Annotated in this window: 14 protein-coding genes and 1 pseudogene; 14 read left to right on the plus strand and 1 reads right to left on the minus strand. The window is 72.3% G+C overall.

Annotated elements, in window-relative coordinates:
• Positions 1 to 10 precede the first annotated feature (10 nt).
• The 14 genes and pseudogenes from pyrE (at position 11) to QFZ75_RS21000 (ending at position 16,186) form a co-directional block, all read left to right on the plus strand.
• Positions 11 to 562, plus strand: a complete 552-nt coding sequence (gene pyrE, locus QFZ75_RS20935; protein WP_307539087.1) for an orotate phosphoribosyltransferase — start codon at positions 11 to 13, stop codon at positions 560 to 562.
• Positions 563 to 758: 196 nt separating this feature from the next.
• Positions 759 to 1,781: a class II fructose-bisphosphate aldolase gene (gene fbaA, locus QFZ75_RS20940; RefSeq protein WP_307539089.1), complete on the plus strand. Its 1,023-nt coding sequence runs from the start codon at positions 759 to 761 to the stop codon at positions 1,779 to 1,781.
• 184 nt (positions 1,782 to 1,965) lie between these two features.
• The gene (locus tag QFZ75_RS20945) at positions 1,966 to 3,423 is read left to right on the plus strand and encodes an MFS transporter (RefSeq protein ID WP_307539091.1); all 1,458 of its coding nucleotides are present in this window, start codon (positions 1,966 to 1,968) and stop codon (positions 3,421 to 3,423) included.
• Positions 3,424 to 3,774: 351 nt separating this feature from the next.
• Entirely contained in the window at positions 3,775 to 4,188 is a 414-nt protein-coding gene (locus QFZ75_RS20950) for a DUF3151 domain-containing protein (RefSeq protein WP_307539093.1), read from the plus strand.
• A gap of 262 nt (positions 4,189 to 4,450) precedes the next feature.
• Positions 4,451 to 5,335 carry a tryptophan 2,3-dioxygenase family protein gene (locus QFZ75_RS20955; RefSeq protein WP_307539095.1) on the plus strand — a complete coding sequence of 295 codons (885 nt, stop codon included), beginning with the start codon at positions 4,451 to 4,453 and terminating at the stop codon, positions 5,333 to 5,335.
• Positions 5,328 to 6,599 (plus strand): kynureninase, encoded by a 1,272-nt coding sequence (kynU, locus tag QFZ75_RS20960; protein ID WP_307539097.1) that lies wholly within the window; start codon positions 5,328 to 5,330, stop codon positions 6,597 to 6,599. Before QFZ75_RS20955 ends, kynU begins: the two co-directional genes overlap by 8 nt.
• Before the next feature lie 340 nt (positions 6,600 to 6,939).
• Positions 6,940 to 7,806 (plus strand): alpha/beta hydrolase, encoded by an 867-nt coding sequence (locus QFZ75_RS20965; protein WP_307539099.1) that lies wholly within the window; start codon positions 6,940 to 6,942, stop codon positions 7,804 to 7,806.
• Positions 7,807 to 8,233: 427 nt separating this feature from the next.
• Positions 8,234 to 9,160 (plus strand): alpha/beta hydrolase, encoded by a 927-nt coding sequence (locus tag QFZ75_RS20970; protein WP_307544635.1) that lies wholly within the window; start codon positions 8,234 to 8,236, stop codon positions 9,158 to 9,160.
• A gap of 127 nt (positions 9,161 to 9,287) precedes the next feature.
• Positions 9,288 to 10,535, plus strand: a complete 1,248-nt coding sequence (locus QFZ75_RS20975; RefSeq protein WP_307544636.1) for an acyltransferase — start codon at positions 9,288 to 9,290, stop codon at positions 10,533 to 10,535.
• Positions 10,528 to 11,859 (plus strand): annotated as a pseudogene (locus QFZ75_RS20980) (histidine kinase); the annotation flags it as partial. The gene QFZ75_RS20975 and the pseudogene QFZ75_RS20980, both read left to right, overlap by 8 nt.
• A 220-nt stretch (positions 11,860 to 12,079) precedes the next feature.
• The gene (locus QFZ75_RS20985; protein ID WP_307539100.1) at positions 12,080 to 12,754 is read left to right on the plus strand and encodes a response regulator transcription factor; all 675 of its coding nucleotides are present in this window, start codon (positions 12,080 to 12,082) and stop codon (positions 12,752 to 12,754) included.
• A gap of 66 nt (positions 12,755 to 12,820) precedes the next feature.
• The gene (locus QFZ75_RS20990; RefSeq protein WP_373465909.1) at positions 12,821 to 14,206 is read left to right on the plus strand and encodes a sensor histidine kinase; all 1,386 of its coding nucleotides are present in this window, start codon (positions 12,821 to 12,823) and stop codon (positions 14,204 to 14,206) included.
• Positions 14,203 to 14,868 carry a response regulator transcription factor gene (locus tag QFZ75_RS20995; RefSeq protein WP_307539104.1) on the plus strand — a complete coding sequence of 222 codons (666 nt, stop codon included), beginning with the start codon at positions 14,203 to 14,205 and terminating at the stop codon, positions 14,866 to 14,868. The genes QFZ75_RS20990 and QFZ75_RS20995 overlap by 4 nt, the downstream gene beginning before the upstream one ends.
• A 97-nt stretch (positions 14,869 to 14,965) precedes the next feature.
• Positions 14,966 to 16,186 carry a cytochrome P450 gene (locus tag QFZ75_RS21000; RefSeq protein WP_307539106.1) on the plus strand — a complete coding sequence of 407 codons (1,221 nt, stop codon included), beginning with the start codon at positions 14,966 to 14,968 and terminating at the stop codon, positions 16,184 to 16,186.
• A 278-nt stretch (positions 16,187 to 16,464) separates the two neighbouring features.
• Here QFZ75_RS21000 and QFZ75_RS21005 read toward each other — a convergent pair whose 3' ends face one another.
• Positions 16,465 to 17,448, minus strand: coding sequence for a diacylglycerol kinase (locus tag QFZ75_RS21005; protein ID WP_307539108.1), 984 nt, complete (start codon positions 17,446 to 17,448; stop codon positions 16,465 to 16,467).
• Positions 17,449 to 17,584 lie beyond the last annotated feature (136 nt).

Genomic DNA, 17,584 nt, shown 5'->3' on the forward strand with positions numbered 1-17,584 from the left:
GCTGACCCCCATGAGCGACGACGTGCGCGGCGAGCTGCTGCAGCAGATCAAGGACAAGGCCGTGGTGCACGGCAAGGTGACCCTTTCCTCCGGTCTGGAGGCCGACTACTACGTCGACCTGCGACGGATCACCCTGGACGGCGAGGCGGCCCCGCTGGTCGGACAGGTGCTGCTCGACCTGACGGCGGACCTGGACTTCGACGCGGTCGGCGGCCTCACGATGGGCGCCGACCCGGTGGCCGCGGCCCTGCTGCACGCCGCCCACGCGCGCGGCCGGCGCCTGGACGCCTTCGTCGTCCGCAAGGAGGCGAAGGCGCACGGCCTGCAGCGCAGGGTCGAGGGCCCGGACATCGCGGGCCGCCGCGTACTCGTCGTCGAGGACACCTCGACCACCGGCGGCTCCCCGCTCACCGCCGTCGAGGCCGTGCGCGAGGCCGGCGCGCAGGTCGTGGGCGTCGCGACCATCGTCGACCGGGCCACCGGCGCCGCGGAGAAGATCCAGGAGGGCGCGGGCGTCCCGTACCTCTACGCCTACTCCAAGGACGAACTCGGTCTCGCCTGACCCGGTCCGGGTCCGGGGTCGATCCGGGTTCCGGGGCCGATCCAGGTTCCGGATCGGCCTGGGACCGATCCCGGTCCCAGGCCGGAGCATCCGGCGACGTCTGGGAAGATGGGGCCGACGATGACGTCGCCCCCTAGGTCAGGGCCAGGTCAGGGCCGTAATCAGAACGCCACCCGCACATACAAGGAGCGGACAGATGCCCATCGCAACCCCCGAGGTCTACAACGAGATGCTCGACCGGGCGAAGGCAGGCAAGTTCGCCTACCCGGCCATCAACGTGACCTCGACGCAGACCCTGCACGCTGCGCTCCGCGGCTTCGCGGAGGCCGAGAGCGACGGCATCATCCAGATCTCCACCGGCGGTGCGGAGTTCCTGGGCGGCCAGCACAACAAGGACATGGTCACCGGCGCGGTGGCGCTGGCCGAGTTCGCGCACATCGTCGCCGCGAAGTACGACGTCACCGTCGCGCTGCACACGGACCACTGCCCGAAGGACAAGCTCGACGGGTACGTGCGTCCGCTGATCGCGGTCTCCGAGGAGCGCGTCAAGGCCGGCCGGAACCCGCTGTTCCAGTCCCACATGTGGGACGGCTCCGCGGAGACCCTCGCCGACAACCTGGCCATCGCCCAGGAGCTGCTGGCCCGCGCCGCCGCCGCGAAGATCATCCTTGAGGTCGAGATCACCCCGACCGGCGGTGAGGAGGACGGCGTCTCGCACGAGATCAACGACAACCTCTACACCACGGTCGACGACGCGATCCGCACGGTCGAGGCCCTGGGCCTGGGCGAGAAGGGCCGCTACCTGCTGGCCGCGTCCTTCGGCAACGTGCACGGCGTCTACAAGCCGGGCAACGTCGTCCTGCGCCCCGAGCTCCTGAAGGAACTCAACGAGGGTGTGGCGGCGAAGTACGGCAAGCCGTCCCCGTTCGACTTCGTCTTCCACGGCGGCTCCGGCTCCTCCGAGGAGGAGATCCGCACGGCGCTGGAGAACGGCGTCGTGAAGATGAACATCGACACGGACACGCAGTACGCGTTCACGCGCCCCGTCGCGGACCACATGCTGCGCAACTACGACGGCGTCCTGAAGGTCGACGGCGAGGTCGGCAACAAGAAGACGTACGACCCGCGCACCTGGGGCAAGCTCGCCGAGGGCTCGATGGCCAAGCGCGTCACCGAGGCCTGCGGCCACCTGCGTTCCACGGGTACGAGGATCAAGTAGGCGTCACAGGCAGTACCTACCTACCTGGTTGGCTGGCTAGGTAGGTGAGCAGGCAGGTGCGGCGGGGCCCGGTTGTCCACAGGCAGACCGGGCCCCGCCGCATGTCCGTATCATCCGGAGCATGGCTGCCCCACCACAGGAGTCTCCGGAGTCCGCGGAGTCGCCGAAGTCTCCGGCTGTCAGGATGTCCTCTCCCGCGGGGAGGTGGATCCTGCTGACCACCGTGCTCGGATCGAGCATGGCGATGCTGGACTCGACCGTGGTGAACGTCGCGCTGCCGACGATCGGCCGCGACCTCGACGCGGACCTGGCCGCCCTCCAGTGGACCGTCACCGCCTACATGCTGACCCTCGCGGGCCTCATCCTGCTGGGCGGCTCCCTCGGTGACCGCTTCGGACGCCGCAAGGTGTTCGTCGTCGGCGTGGTCTGGTTCGCGGCGGCGTCCCTGCTGTGCGGGCTGGCGCCGAACGCGGGTGTGCTGATCGCGGCCCGCGCCCTGCAGGGGGTCGGCGGTGCGCTGCTCACCCCCGGTTCGCTGGCCCTGATCCAGGCGTCGTTCCATCCGGACGACCGGGCCCGAGCCGTCGGCCTGTGGTCGGGGTTCGGCGGTATCGGCGCGGCGGTCGGCCCCTTCCTGGGCGGCTGGCTGGTGGACGGCCCCGGCTGGCGCTGGGTGTTCCTCCTGAACGTGCCGCTCGCGCTGCTCTGCGCCCCGATCGCCCTGCGCCACGTACCGGAGTCGAAGGACGGCCGGGTGCACGGGCGCGGTTTCGACGTGCTCGGCGCCGTCCTCGGCGCGCTGGCGCTCGCCCTGGTGACGTACGCCCTCATCGAGGCGCCCGGTGGTCAGGTCCCCGTCGTGGCGGTGACGGCGGCGGCCGGTGTCGGGGCGGGTGTCGCCTTCGTGGCCGTGGAGCGGCGGCGGGCCGACCCGATGATGCCGCTCGACGTCTTCGCGTCGCGCCAGTTCACGGTGATCAACCTCGTCACGCTGTGCGTGTACGCGGCCTTCGGCGGGTTCTTCTTCCTCTCCGCGGTCCAGCTCCAGGTCGTGGCCGGGTACTCGGCCCTCGGCGCCGGTACGGCCCTGCTGCCGACGACGGTCCTGATGCTGCTGCTGTCGGCCCGCTCGGGTGAGCTGAGCGAGCGAATAGGCCCGCGCATCCCGCTCACCGTGGGCCCGCTGCTGTGCGCGGCCGGGATGCTGCTGATGCTGCGGGTGGGTGAGGGCGCCTCGTACGTGGCCGACGTGCTGCCCGCCGTCCTGGTGCTCGGCGCCGGCATGGTGACGCTGGTGGCACCCCTCACCGCGACCGTGCTGGCCTCGGTGGACACCGGGCGGGCGGGCCTCGCCAGCGGCATCAACAACGCGGCGGCCCGCGCGGCCGGCCTGGTCGCGGTCGCCGCGCTGCCGCTGCTGGCGGGGATGGGCGAGGAGGCGTACCGCTCGGCGTCCGCCTTCGACGACGCGTTCCACCGGGCGATGCCGCTGTGCGCGGGTGTCCTCGCGCTGGGCGCGCTGATCGCGTTCACCACGGTACGCAGGCCCCCGCCGGGCTGCCTCCGCCCGGAATGCCGCACACACGCGGGTGTGACGGCACCCCCACTGGAACCGAACCGCTCCCGGGGACGACTGAAGTAAAACCCCGCCCCCTCCAGGGACCCCCGTCAGGGGCGCGGGAAGGGACGCGCTCCGCCATGTACGGGGCCCCTTCAGGGGCGCGGGGAGGAACGCGCTCCGCCACGTACGGCCCCGTCAGGGGCGCGGGGAACTGCGCGACCAGCCACAGCCGACCCGCGGTCGACGACTGCCGCCCGGCCCCGCCCGGTCCGGCCCGGTCCCGCCGCCCGGTCCCGCCGGGCCCCGCCCGGCCCCGCCCGGCCCCGCCAAGAAGGCCTGGAGCATCCACAGGCCGACACCCGGGGGCACCTTTTCCGAGAAAGGCCCCCCACCCGCCGACCCCGCGGCAGCGAATGCCGCAGACTGGAACCCATGTCCATTCACGAGAACCTCCTCGGGGGACCGCCCCCGACCCACCTGCCCGACGACCCGGAGCCGCGCGAACTCCTCGCGAACGGCACGGCGCCCGCCGACGTCGCCGCGAAGTACCCGACCTCCTCGCTCGCGTGGGCCCGGCTCTCCGACGAGGCGTACGAGCGCGGCAGTGTCGTCGAGTCGTACGCGTACGCCCGCACCGGTTACCACCGGGGCCTCGACTCCCTGCGCCGGAGCGGCTGGAAGGGCCACGGCCCGGTGCCGTGGGAGCACGAGCCGAACCGCGGCTTCCTGCGGGCCCTGCACGGCCTCGCCCGCGCCGCGCAGGCGATCGGCGAGCAGGCGGAGTACGAGCGCTGCGCGCAGTTCCTGAAGGACTCCTCCGAGACCGCGGCCCGGACCCTGGGCTAGCCCCACCGGCTCCCGGCCCCGGCCCTCGGCCCCGGCCCTCGGCCCCGGCCCTCGGTCCCGGTTCCTGACCCCGGCCCTCGGTCCCGGCCCACCGGCCACGTAAGACCCCGCAGGGCCACGTATGTGCAGGTCCGCCTGGTGTGACCAGGCGGACCTTGCGGTTCTGGGGCACGATTGTGGAGGATGCCGGTTGGGGACCGGGGCCCCCGTGTCGGAATTCGGCAGGGGCGGACCGCTACCCGGAGTACAGCAGGAGACAGCGATGTCCCAACAGGCTCAGCCCCGTGAAGCGAACAAGGCACACGAAGCGCACGAAGCCCACGCGGTGGCTTCGGAGCCCGAGACCCCGCATCTCGACTTCCAGGGCACGACCCCGTACGAGGACTACGTCCAGGCGGACGTCCTGACCCACCTCCAGCACACCCTCTCCGACGACCCCGGAGAGATGGTCTTCCTGGTGACCACCCAGGTCATGGAGCTGTGGTTCACCGTCATCGTGCACGAGTGGGAGACCGCGGCGAAGGCACTGCGCGAGGACCGGGTGCCGGTCGCGGTGGCGGCCCTGAAGCGGTCGGTACGGGAGCTGGAGGCGCTCAACGCGTCCTGGAAGCCCCTCGGCCAGCTCACTCCGGCCCAGTTCAACTCGTACCGCAGCGCCCTCGGTGAAGGCTCCGGCTTCCAGTCGGCCATGTACCGCCGCATGGAGTTCCTGCTCGGCGACAAGTCCGCGTCGATGCTCGTACCGCACCGCGGCGCGCCCCGCGTCCACGCCGAGCTGGAGAAGGCCCTGCAGGAACCGAGCCTGTACGACGAGGTGCTGCGGCTCCTCGCGCGGCGCGGGCACGCGATCCCGGCGTCGGTCGTCCAGCGTGACGTGTCCGGCCGCTACGAGCCGTCCCCCGAGGTCGAGGCCGTGTGGACGGACCTGTACGCCGGTGACGAGAGCTCCGAACTCGCCCGGCTCGGCGAGGCGTTGACCGACGTCGCCGAACTCGTGTGGCGCTGGCGCAACGACCATCTGGTCGCCACCCGGCGGGCCATGGGCTCCAAGACGGGCACGGGCGGCTCGGCCGGTGTGGCCTGGCTGGAGAAGCGGGCCCGCAAGAACGTCTTCCCCGAGCTGTGGACGGCACGGTCGCATGTCTGAGGCGTCCGGCGAGTCATTGCGGCACAGGGCGGCGGCGCTGGACGCCGCCGACGAACTGGCGAAGCTGCGCGCGCAGTTCGTCCTGGACGACACGGTGTACCTGGACGGGAACTCGCTCGGCGCACTGCCGCGCTCGGTGCCCGGACGGATCGAGGACGTCGTGCGCAGGCAGTGGGGTTCGCTGCGCATCCGGTCCTGGGACGAGAGCGGCTGGTGGACGGCGCCGGAGCGGATCGGCGACCGGATCGCGCCGCTGGTGGGCGCGGCGGCGGGCCAGATCGTCGTCGGCGACTCGACCAGCGTGAACGTGTTCAAGGCGGTCGTGGGCGCGGTACGCCTGGCGAACGGGCGTTCCTCCGGCGACTCGGCCGGACATGATGCCGGTGGCTCGGCCGGGAGTGGCTCCCAGGACTCGGCCGCCGGCACCCGGGACGAGATCCTGGTGGACGCGACCACGTTCCCCACGGACGGCTACATAGCCGCGTCGGCGGCCCGTCTGACGGGCTGCACGCTGCGCCCGGTGGCGCCCGACGAGGTACCGCGCGCCCTGAGCGGGCGTACGGCCGCGGTGCTCCTGAACCACGTCGACTACCGCACGGGCCGCCTGTACGACCTGCCGGCCCTGACGGCGGCGGTCCACGCGGCGGGAGCGGTGTCGGTCTGGGACCTCTGCCACAGCGCGGGCGCCCTGCCGGTCGGCCTCGACGAACACGGCGTGGACCTGGCGGTCGGCTGCACCTACAAGTACCTGAACGGCGGCCCCGGTTCGCCGGCGTACCTCTACGTCCGCCGCGACCACCAGCCCCGCTTCGACTCCCCGCTGCCGGGCTGGAACTCCCACGCCGATCCCTTCGGCATGAGTCCGGACCACACCCCGGCCCCGGGCGCCGTCCGCGGCCGCGTCGGTACGCCCGACATCCTCTCCATGCTCGCCCTGGAAGCGGCCCTGGAGGTCTGGGACGACGTCCCGGTCGAGGCCGTCCGCACCAAGTCCCTGGCCCTGACGGACTTCTTCCTGGAATGCGTCGAGGCGTACGTGCCCGGGGGCGCCGTGGAGTCGGTGACCCCGTCCGCCCACGCGTCGCGCGGAAGCCAGGTCGCGCTGCGCTGCGCGGAGGCGGGTGACGTGATGCGCCGCCTCATCGCCCGCGGAGTGATCGGCGACTTCCGCGCACCCGACATCCTCCGCTTCGGCTTCACCCCGCTGTACGTGGGCTTCGGGGAGGTGGAGAGGGCGGCTCGGGTGCTGGGAGAGATGTTCTGACGGACGCCGGGTCCGGGGGCGGAGCCCTTGAGCAAGTGACGGGACCGGACGTGATCGAACATGGCCGGGCGGGACCGGGTAGGGCCGGGCGGGACCGGTTGGGACTGGCTGGGACCGGTTGGGACCGGGTGAGGGCGGCGACTGCCCGGCGGCGTCACCGAGAGGACGGTCGGCCGTAACGAAACAACAGCGCCGTCTGTCGCTGACCGAGCGTCACGACCCCGTGTAGGCGCACGTCACCGGCCTGATAACGTCCGGCCAACGACCCGCGCTCCGCCGCACCTTGGCCGAGAGCCCCCGGGTCCGGGAAACACACACCGCACCGCTGAGAGGTTGGAGCATGCCGGACGACGCCCGCGACGCCGCGGAGGAGGAGTCGGCCTTCTCGCATCCGCCCGTCGACCCCGACGCCACCGCCGCGTACGGCGACCACCCCGACCAGGTCGTCGACTTCTACGCCCCGCGCGGCGGCGAGGAGTCGGCCCCGCTCGTCGTCGTCCTGCACGGCGGCGCCTGGCGGGCCCCGTACGACCGGCGGCACATCACTCCGTTCGCGGACTTCCTGGCCAGGCGGGGTTTCGCCGTGGCCAACGTCGAGTACCGGCGCGGCGGCACGATCCCGGCGCAGGGCGGTACGGGCCCGGTGGCGGGACGCTGGCCGGACACCTTCGACGATGTGGCGGCGGCGCTCGACGCGATGCCGAAGCTGGTGCGGCAGGCGCTCCCGACGGCGGACGCGCGCCGCACGGTGGTCACGGGCCACTCGGCGGGCGGGCAACTGGCCCTCTGGGCCGCGGCCCGTCATCTGCTGCCGGAAGACGCACCCTGGTACCTGGACCGGCCGGCCCCGCTGCGCGGTGTCGTGGCACTGGCCCCGATCGCGGACTTCACGGTCGCGCAGAAGCTGGACGTCTGCTCCGGGGCAGCGCTCCAACTGCTGGGCGGTGAGGAGAAGTTCGAGGAGAGGCAGCCGTACGCCGACCCGGCCCTGCTGCTCCCGACGGGGATCGCCACGACCCTGGTGCAGGGCACGACCGACGTCGTCGTACCCCAGGCGGTCGCGGAGGCGTACGCGGAGGCGGCGGCGAAGGCCGGCGAGGTGGTGGGCGTGACGCTCCTGGAGGCCGTGGGCCACTTCCCCCTGATCGACCCGGCTGCGGACGCGTGCGCGGTGGTGGCGGAGGAGATCGCACAACTGGCCTGGTAGCCGGGGCGGCTTGGCCCGCCGTGGTACCCGTCAGGGTCGTGGTACCCGTAGTACCTGAGAGCTACCCGCCAGGTGAGTCCCCTGGCGGGACGCCGACCACAAGCTCTGATCCATAGCTTCTTTTCCAGCGGAACCCGATGAACGGGCGGACTGGACGGGGCGAGTCATGTGGATGTGGGGGAGGGCCGGGCAGGCTTTCCGGCAGGCACCGAAGCCGAAGCCGAAGCCGAAGCCGAAGCCGAAGTTGAATCTGAAGCCGAGCCTGTCGCAGGGACGGCCGCCGGACGGGACGCCGAGCCGGCCGACCGGTGACAAGGGCGCCGGCGGTGGCGCCGACGCCGACAGCGACAGTAGCGTTGCCAGTGCCAGTGCCAGTGCCAGTGCCAGTGCCAGTGCCAGTGCCAGCGCCAGCACCCGTGGGGGCAGGCTGCGGCGCGGCCTGCTCGCCCTGCTGGTCACCGGCGCCGTGGTCGTCCCGGTCGCCGCCGCGGCGGCGCACCCGGAGATACCCGCTCCCGCCCCGGCCCGCGTCGGCACGGTCACCGCGGCGACCCTGGACAGGGCGTACGCGGCGAACCGCGCGAACGCCGCCGAGGCGTCCCGCATGGCCGCGGCCCACGGCGACCACGGCCGCGCCTCCGCCGTCCGCACCATGGCGGACCCGTCCCGCCACTACCTCTCCTTCGACGCACGGGGCCCCGGCCGGGCCGTAGAGGTGCTGGGCGATCTGGCGCAGGCCGACCGGGTGGCGGTCCTGGTACCGGGCTCCGACACGAGTCTCGACACCTACGAGCGTTTCCGCGCGGGCGCTCTCGCCCTGCACCGGAAACTCGGAACCCGTGCCGCGGTGGTCGCCTGGCTCGGCTACGAGACGCCCGGCACGATCAGTCCCGACGTCCTGACCACGACCCGGGCCGAACAGGCGGCCCCCGGCCTGCATGCGTTCACCGCCCGGCTGAGAGCGCTGAACGCCCAGGTCCGCATTACCCTGCTCTGCCACTCGTACGGAACGGCCGTGGGCGCCCGCGCGGCGAACGGCCGCGGTGTCACCGATCTCGTCCTCTTCGGCAGCCCCGGCACCGGAGCGGGGTCCGCCGCCGACCTCCGTACGAAGGCCCGTGTCTGGGCCGGCCGCGGCGCGGACGACTGGATCGCGGACGTCCCGCACGCCAGGGCCGGCCTGTTCGGCACCACGGTCGGCTTCGGCACCGACCCGGTGTCCGAGGCTTTCGGCGCCCGCGTGTTCGCGGCGGGCGACGGCGGCCACAGCGACTACTTCGAGCCGGGTTCGGTGTCCCTGGCCAACCTCGCCCGGATCGTACTGAGCCGCACGTCGGAGGTGACCCGTGCGTGAGGCGATACGCCGTCTTGCGACAGCGACAGCCACAGTCACCGGCATCGGTGCCGCTGCTGTCCCGGCTGCCTCTGCCGCCTCGACCGCCTCGACCGCCGCCGCCGGCGTCGTCGCGCGCGCCAAGCGGATCGACGCGGCGACCCCGCCCGACCGCGACCGCAGCGTCGATGCCCTACGCGCCTTCGCGATACTCGGCGTGGTGCTGGGCCACTGGCTCGTCACCGCCCTGGTCGCCGACGGCGGCACCCTGCACACGTCGAGCCCGCTGACACACCTGCCGTGGCTGGCCCCCGTCTCGTGGCTCTTCCAGACACTGGCCGTGTTCTTCCTGGTGGGCGGGCACGTGGCGACCAGGAGTCATGCATCGGCGCGGGCGCGCGGCACCACGTACCGGCGGTGGCTGCGGACACGGCTCTCCCGCCTCTTCGGACCGGTGGCCGCCGTGCTCGGCTTCTGGACCGTGGCCACGGCCGGACTGTTCCTGACGGGCGCGGACGTGGGCACCGTGCACGCCCTGCTGAAGCTGGTCCTGTCCCCCCTGTGGTTCCTGCTGGTGTTCGCCGGGCTGACGGCGCTGACCCCACTGGTGGCGCGGATCAATCCGCTGTGGCCGCTGGCCGTCGTCCTCCATGTGGACCTCATCCGGTTCGGACTCGGCGGCCCGTCCTGGCTGGGCTGGGTGAACGTGGCGGCGGGCTGGCTGGTGCCGTTCACGCTCGGCGCGGCCTGGACACGCGGCGAGCTGACCCGGCGTTCCGGCTGGGTACTGCTCACGGGAGGCGCGGCGGTGACGGCGGCGCTGGTCGTGTACGGCGGTTACCCGGCGTCGATGGTCGGGGTCCCCGGCGCCGCGGTCTCCAACCTCGATCCGCCGACCCTGGCCGCCGTGGTGTTCGGTACGGCCCAGTGCGGCCTCGCCCTCCTCCTGAGGGAGCCGCTGCGGCGGGTGATGCGGCGACCCGTGCCCTGGGCGTGCGTGGCAGCCGTCAACCTCTCCGCGATGACGATCTTCCTGTGGCACCAGACGGCCCTGATGTCGGTCACCGCGACCGGCCTTCTCGCGGGTCGCCTCCCCGGCCTGCACACCCGGCCCGAGGACCTCACCTGGGTGATGTTCCGCCTCGCCTGGCTCCCGGTCCTCGTCCTGGCCCTCATGGTCTGCCGGGCCGCGTTCCACGGCTACGAGAAGGACGGTCGACATGAAGACCGTCCACGTGAGAGAGATCGACGTGAGGACGGCCGAGGTGAGGACGGCCGAGGTGAGGACGGCCGACGTGGAGGCGCCCGCAGGCGCGGTGCGAGAGCCGCCCGAGTGGTACGGACCGGGCGGCGGCGGCCGAAAAGGACGAGGGACGGGGCGGTGCGCCATGTCTAGGGTGGTGCGGATGAGGACGCTGGAGAAGAGGCTGACGCGTGGACTGCGGACCCTGCGCGACGACCTGTGGACCAGCAGGGCGGACCCGCTTCCGCCCTCGGTGTGGCTGCGCTGGCTGCCGCACAGCCTGGTGCTGCTGGCCGCGTTCGGTCTCATACTGATCAACACCGAAACCATGACCAGTAGTTACCGCCAGAACGAGAACTACGGCCTGCTGTGCTCGCTGGCACAGGGCGCGGCGGTGGCGCTGGCGCTGTGGCGGCCGGTTCCGGCGCTGTGGCTCTCCCTGACGGCCACCGTGGTGATCGCTTTCGAAGCACGGTCCCAACTGCTGTCCGGGCAGGCCGGCGTGTCGCCTCCATGGCCGTGGGGGCCGGCCATGATCGCCGCGCACGCGCTGGTGCTGTTCCTGCTGGCGCTGCGGGTGCCCGTGCGCGTCGCCGCCGAGGCCCTGGCCCTGACGGTGCTGGTCACCTACGTCATGCAGGGGCTCATCGGCGCTGCGAACTACTCGTCGACGGGTGTCGTCGCGGTGGCGCTCTTCGCCGGTCTCGTCCTCCTCGGCATCGCCCTGCGCGGCCGCAGGGAGGCACGCAGCCAGTTGGTCGAGCAGGAGTCCCTGACCGCCGAGGAACGTTCCCGCCGCACCCTCCTCGAGGAGCGCAACCGCATCGCCCGCGAACTGCACGACGTGGTCGCCCACCACATGTCGGTCATCTCCATCCAGGCCCAGGTCGCCCCGCACCTGGTGGAGAACCCCTCGGACGAACTGAAGGAGAACCTCGCCGGCATCCGGCAGAACGCCCTGGAGGCGCTCACCGAGCTGCGCAGGGTTCTCGGAGTGCTGCGTTCGGAGAACCCCGACGACCCGTACGGGCTCGGCGCACCCGGCACCGGCACCGCCCCCCATGCGCCACAGCCCACCCTCGACCGCCTCGGGGTCCTGGTTGAGAACACCCGTGCCGCCGGACTGACGGTGATCTCCCAGGTCAGCGGCGAACGGCTGCCGCTGCCGCCCGGTGTCGAGCTGTCCGCGTACCGGATCGTCCAGGAGGCGCTGAGCAACGCGCTGCGGCACGCACCCGGTTCGACGGTGAGGGTGGAGCTCACGCACTTCCCGCGCGGCCTGCAGATCCGCGTCGTCAACTCGGCGCCGAGAAGCACCGCCCCGCCCTCGCCGGGCGCGGGCCACGGTCTGCTCGGGATGCGGGAGCGGGCGACGATGCTCGGTGGCACGCTCATGGCCGTGGAGACCTCGTGCGGCGGCTTCACCGTGGCGGCGTTCCTCCCCCGTGCCGCCACCGCCGCCCCGGTGCCGCCGCCACTGCCGACGGTCCCGCACCCGGTGACCGCGCGGCTCCCGACCGCCGACCGTCCGGCTCCTCGGTCCTGGAAGACTTCCTCCTCGCCGGTGCTCCACCCGCCGGCCCGCCACCCGGCGGCCCCACCAGCCCCGCGCCGGACTCCACGACAGACACCACGAGTTCGACGACGGACACCACGAGTCCGACGACAGACCCCGAGAACCCCACTGGAGACACCACATGACGAGCGGCACCATCCGCGTACTCATCGCCGACGACCAGCAGATGGTCCGGCAGGGCTTCACGGTGCTGCTCAACACCCAGCCCGACATGGAGGTGGTCGGCCAGGCGGTCGACGGCCTGGACGCGATCGCGAAGGTGGCCGAACTCGCCCCGGACGTCGTCCTGATGGACATCCGCATGCCCGAGCTCGGCGGCATCGAGGCGACCCGCCGCATCACCGACGAGACCCCGCAGATCAGGGTCCTGGTGCTGACCACCTTCGACCTCGACGAGTACGTGTACGACGCGCTGCGGGCGGGTGCCTCCGGGTTCCTGCTCAAGGACGCGTCGGCCGACCAGCTGGCGGAGGCGGTCAGGATCGTCGCCGCGGGCGACGCGCTGCTCGCGCCGGGGATCACCCGCCGCCTCATCGCCGAGTTCTCCCGGCTGGGCTCCGCACCCCGTGCCCCGCTCAAGCAGCGCGTCGGCGAGCTGACCGAGCGCGAGACCGAGGTCCTGTCCCTCATCGCCCAGGGCCTGTCGAACGCGGAGATCGCCGAGCGGCTGTTCGTCGCCGAGCAGACCGTGAAGACCCACGTGGGCCGCATCCTGGTGAAGCTGGGGCTGCGGGACCGGACGCAGGCGGCGGTGTTCGCGTACGAGTGCGGGCTGGTGCGCCCCACCGGTTACTGACGTCCCGGCCCTGACCTGCCAGGACCCGTAGTACCTGAGAGGGAGGCCGCAGGACCCCTCTCACTGGTGACGACCGCCGTCCCCGTCTCCGCCTACGGTTCGTATGTGACCGAGACGACCCAGACCCAGACGACACCGCCGGCCGGCGGCCGGCCGCGCAGCCCCGAGTTCCAGCTGGCGATGGACGCGTCGCAGGGGCTGCGGCAGGACCTGTTCCAGGACGCCTTCGCCTTCCGTCCGCTCCCGAGGATGCGCGTGGACGGCCCCCTCACGCGACGGCTGCCGCCGCGCCTGCGGGAGCGGGCCACCCGGCTCCCGCACGCCCTGGTGGTGCTGGCCGGCATGATGGCGCTGCTCATCTCCCTCGCGGGCAACGGCGGCGGCGACCTGCCACAGCTCCTGACCGGCCTCCTGGCGCTGGGCGCGGTCTCGCTGACCCTGCTCAGGCCGGTCGGCGCCTTCTGGGTCTCCATGGCGCTGACCCCGGTCATAGCCCTGTTCGGCAGCGACGGGAGCGCCGACTGGCCCTGGCGGCCCGGTGCCTTCGCGACCCACCTGATCGTGCTCACGATCGTGGCGATGCGCACCAGGCCCCGCACCGCGGCCTGGATGTGGGCGTTGACCGCGGCCTACGGCCTCTTCGAGGAGATCCTCTTCAGCGGTGATTCCTACTACACGAACACCATGCCCTTCCTGTTCGTGAGCGCGCTGGCCCTGCTCGTCGTCACGGTGTGGCACGTGCGCCGCGAGGCCGCGCAGAAGGTGACCGCTCAGCAGACGGTGACCGCGCACGAGCGCTCCAGGCGCACCCTCCTCGAGGAGCGCACGACGATCGCCCGGGAGCTGCACGACGTGGTCGCCCACCACATGTCGGTGGTCGCCATCCAGGCGGAGGCCGCGCCGTACCGCGTGGAGAATCCTCCGCCGGAGCTGGAGTACGCCTTCAAGGTGATCAGGGAGAACGCGGTCATAGCGTTGTCCGAGCTGCGCCGGGTCCTGGGCGTCGTACGCGCCGAGGACTACGAGGCCCCGGACGCCCCGCAGCCCAAGCTGGCGGACCTGAACCGCCTCCTGTCGAACGTGCGCGACGCCGGCCTCCAGGTGAACAGCACGGTCACCGGGGCGGTGCGGGAGCTTCCGCAGGGCGTCGAGCTGTCCGCCTACCGCATAGTCCAGGAGGCGCTGAGCAACAGCCTGCGCCACGCGCCGGGCGCATCGGCCGAGGTGGAGGTCAGCTACGTGCTCGGCGGGCTCGGACTGCGCATAGTGAACGGTCCGCCCACCGGGCTGGTCAAGCCGTCACCTGGCGCCGGGCACGGCATCACGGGGATGCGGGAAAGGGTGTCGATGCTGGACGGGGAGATGACGGCGGAGGCGACGGACGACGGCGGTTACGAGGTCGCGGTCTTCCTGCCGGTCAGGTCGGCCGGGGCGACGGAGGACCCGGCATGAGCATCCGGGTACTGATCGCCGACGACCAGATGATGGTCCGTGAGGGGTTCTCGGTGCTGCTCGGCGCGATGCCGGACATCGAGGTCGTCGGCGAGGCGGTCAACGGCCGGGAGGCGGTCGACCGGGTCAGGGAGCTCACACCGGACGTGGTCCTGATGGACATCCGGATGCCCGAGATGAACGGCATCGAGGCGACGCGCGAGATCGTGGCGGCGGACGGTACGGCGAAGGTGCTCGTGCTGACGACGTTCGACCTCGACGAGTACGTGTACCAGGCGCTGCGCGCCGGAGCGTCGGGCTTCCTCCTCAAGGACGCCTCGGCCCGTCAGCTCGCGGACGGGGTGCGGGTGGTGGCGGCCGGCGAGGCCCTGCTGGCCCCCTCGGTGACGAAGCGGCTGATCACGGAGTTCTCGAAGATGTCCCAGGAGCCCCGCTTCCCGGCCACCGCGCACGCGGCGTACGGAGACCTGACGGAGCGCGAGACGGAGGTACTGGTGCTCATCGCCCAGGGCCTGTCCAACGCGGAGATAGCGGGCCGCCTGGTCGTGGCCGAGTCCACTATCAAGACCCACGTGAGCCGCGTCCTGGTGAAACTGGGCCTGAGGGACCGGACGCAGGCAGCGGTCTTCGCCTACGAAGCCAAGCTGGTGACTCCGGGCTGACGTCCTCAGCGGCGCGGGGGCCGCGCACCCCGGCGGAGCCGTGTGAAGAGGAAGACGGCCCTGTTCAGACAGGGGCGCCCCCGGCTAGCGTCCGCTCATGACAGCCATCGACCCCCCGAAGTCCTTCGACCCCTGGGACCAAGCCTTCGTGGAGAACCCGTACCCCGCGTACGCGGACCTCCGCGCACACGGCAGGGTGCACTACTACGAGCCCACGAACCAGTGGCTGATCCCCCACCACACGGACGTGTCGGCGCTGCTGCGCGACCGCCGCCTCGGCCGCACCTACCAGCACCGCTTCACCCACGAGGACTTCGGCCGGACCGCTCCACCCCCGGAGCACGAACCGTTCCACGTGCTCAACGACCACGGCATGCTCGACCTGGAGCCCCCGGACCACACACGCATCAGGCGGCTGGTGTCGAAGGCGTTCACCCCGAGGACGGTGGACCGGCTGCGCCCGTACGTGGACCGGCTGGCGTCCGAGCTGGTCGGTGACCTGGTCGCGGCAGGCGGCGGCGATCTGCTGAAGGACGTCGCCGAGCCCCTCCCGGTGGCGGTGATCGCGGAGATGCTGGGCATCCCGGAGTCCGAGCGGGCCCAGCTGCGGCCCTGGTCGGCGGACATCTGCGGAATGTACGAGCTGAGCCCGTCCGAGGAGACCGCGGAGAAGGCGGTGCGGGCGTCGGTCGAGTTCACGGAGTTCCTGCGGGAGCTGATCGCGGTACGGCGCGAGGAGCACGGCGACGACCTGGTGTCGGGGTTGATCGCCGCCTACGACGAGGGGGACCGGCTCAGTGAGCAGGAGATGATCTCGACGTGCGTACTGCTGCTGAACGCCGGCCACGAGGCGACCGTGAACGCCACGGTGAACGGCTGGTGGGCCCTGTTCCGGCACCCGGAACAGCTGGCGGCGCTGCGCGCCGACCGGGGCCTGGTGGGCACGGCGGTGGAGGAGCTGATGCGGTACGACACCCCGCTGCAGCTGTTCGAGCGCTGGGTGCTGGACGAGATCGAGGTCGACGGGACGGTGATCCCGAGGGGGAGCGAGGTGGCGCTGCTGTTCGGATCCGCCAACCACGATCCGGCGGTGTTCGCCGATCCGGAGACGCTCGACCTGTCCCGCGGGGAGAACCCGCACATCTCCTTCAGCGCGGGGATCCACTACTGCATCGGGGCACCGCTCGCCCGTATCGAGCTGGCGGCCTCCATGGGCGCGTTGCTGGAACAGGCCCCGTCACTCCGCCTGGCGGCCGACCCCCACCGCAAACCGAACTTCGTGATCCGAGGACTGGAGGAACTCCAAGTGGAACTATGACAAACCAGCCTCCTGGTCACCACCTCGCCCCTCCCGCCACCCAGCCTTCAACACCTCCGCCTTCTCCCCTTCGCTCTCCGCTCCCTCAGTCCCCCCGCCTCCCCCAGCCCCTCCGGCGTTTGAGGAGCGGGGGTTCGGGGGCGGAGCCCCTGAGCAGGTGATGGGATCGGGTAGGGGCGGCGGGGGCGACAAACTCCTCGTCCACCCCCTCCCGCCCTCCCGCGCTCCCGCCGCCCTCCCTCTCTCCCTCCCGGAGGAGCCCCGGTCGGCGCCACGGGTCACCTCGGCAAGGTCAGCCCCCACGCCCCCTCCCGCACCACCCACGTCCGCGTCCGCACGGGCCCGCCCACCACCGCGTCCGCCCGGTAGCGGAAGTCCGCCCCGGACACGGTGATCGTCCGGGCCACGGCCTCCAGCGGCGCGGCCGACGCGCCGACGGAGGCGGGCCGGACCACGACCCGTGCCCTGCCCCCGCCACCACCCCCGCCGCCCCCGCCCCTGCCTTCGCCGTCCCCCGTGGTGATCGACACGGCCGCCACGGGCTGGTCCAGATCGACGAGGGTGCGACCGTCGACCTCGATCCGCAACCGCGTGGGCCCGGGCGCGGAGGGCGCCGCACCCCGGACGGGACGCGCGGCGAGCGTACGGACGAGAGATCGGCAGGTGTGCAGCCAGTGGTGGTGATGGTGCCGGTGACCCCCGTCCGCCGAGGAACCGGCACTCCGGGCACCCCAAGCACCCCCGGCACCCCAGGCATCCCCGGCGCTCCCGCCGTCCCCGGAACCGGCATGAGCGCCCGGATCATCCGCATCCCGGCCCAGCGGCGGAATCCGCAGCGCGCCGAGCACCACCCCGTCGCTGTCGTCCACCAGCAGGTCGAGCCGCCGTTCGGAGCCGTCGAGCACGGCGCGGGCCGCCGCGACGGCCCCCAGGGGCACCCCGAGGGCCCGTGCGAGCGCCACGGCGCCGTCGTCCACGCCCACCGGCACCAGGGACAGCGCGCATCCGGCCAGCTCGCGCCGCCGGTGCAGGAGGGACACGGCACGCAGCAGCGCCCGGTCGTCCCCGATCACGACGGGCCGCCGCGACCCCCTCCGGGCCAGTGCCCGGTCGAATTCCTCGGGCCCGTCGGGGAGGCACACTTTCGTCGTCGCACCCGCACTGAGCACGTCTTTTGCGATCCGTACCGCCTCACCGTCACCGTGACGGGCGACCGGGTCGATGACCACCAGGAGCTGGTCGGAAGTCGCCACCTCGGTCATGCCTCGCTTCCTCGGGTAGCATCTTTGTGCAAGAGCCCCTTGCGCGATTGCGCCAGGGGCTTCGTCTATTCCGGGGCATCCGGTCCGACGGTCGCGGCCAAAGATGGTCGCGGGCGTACGCAGCCATACCAGAAGC

The sequence above is a fragment of the Streptomyces sp. V3I8 genome (assembly GCF_030817535.1).
Taxonomy (GTDB): domain Bacteria; phylum Actinomycetota; class Actinomycetes; order Streptomycetales; family Streptomycetaceae; genus Streptomyces.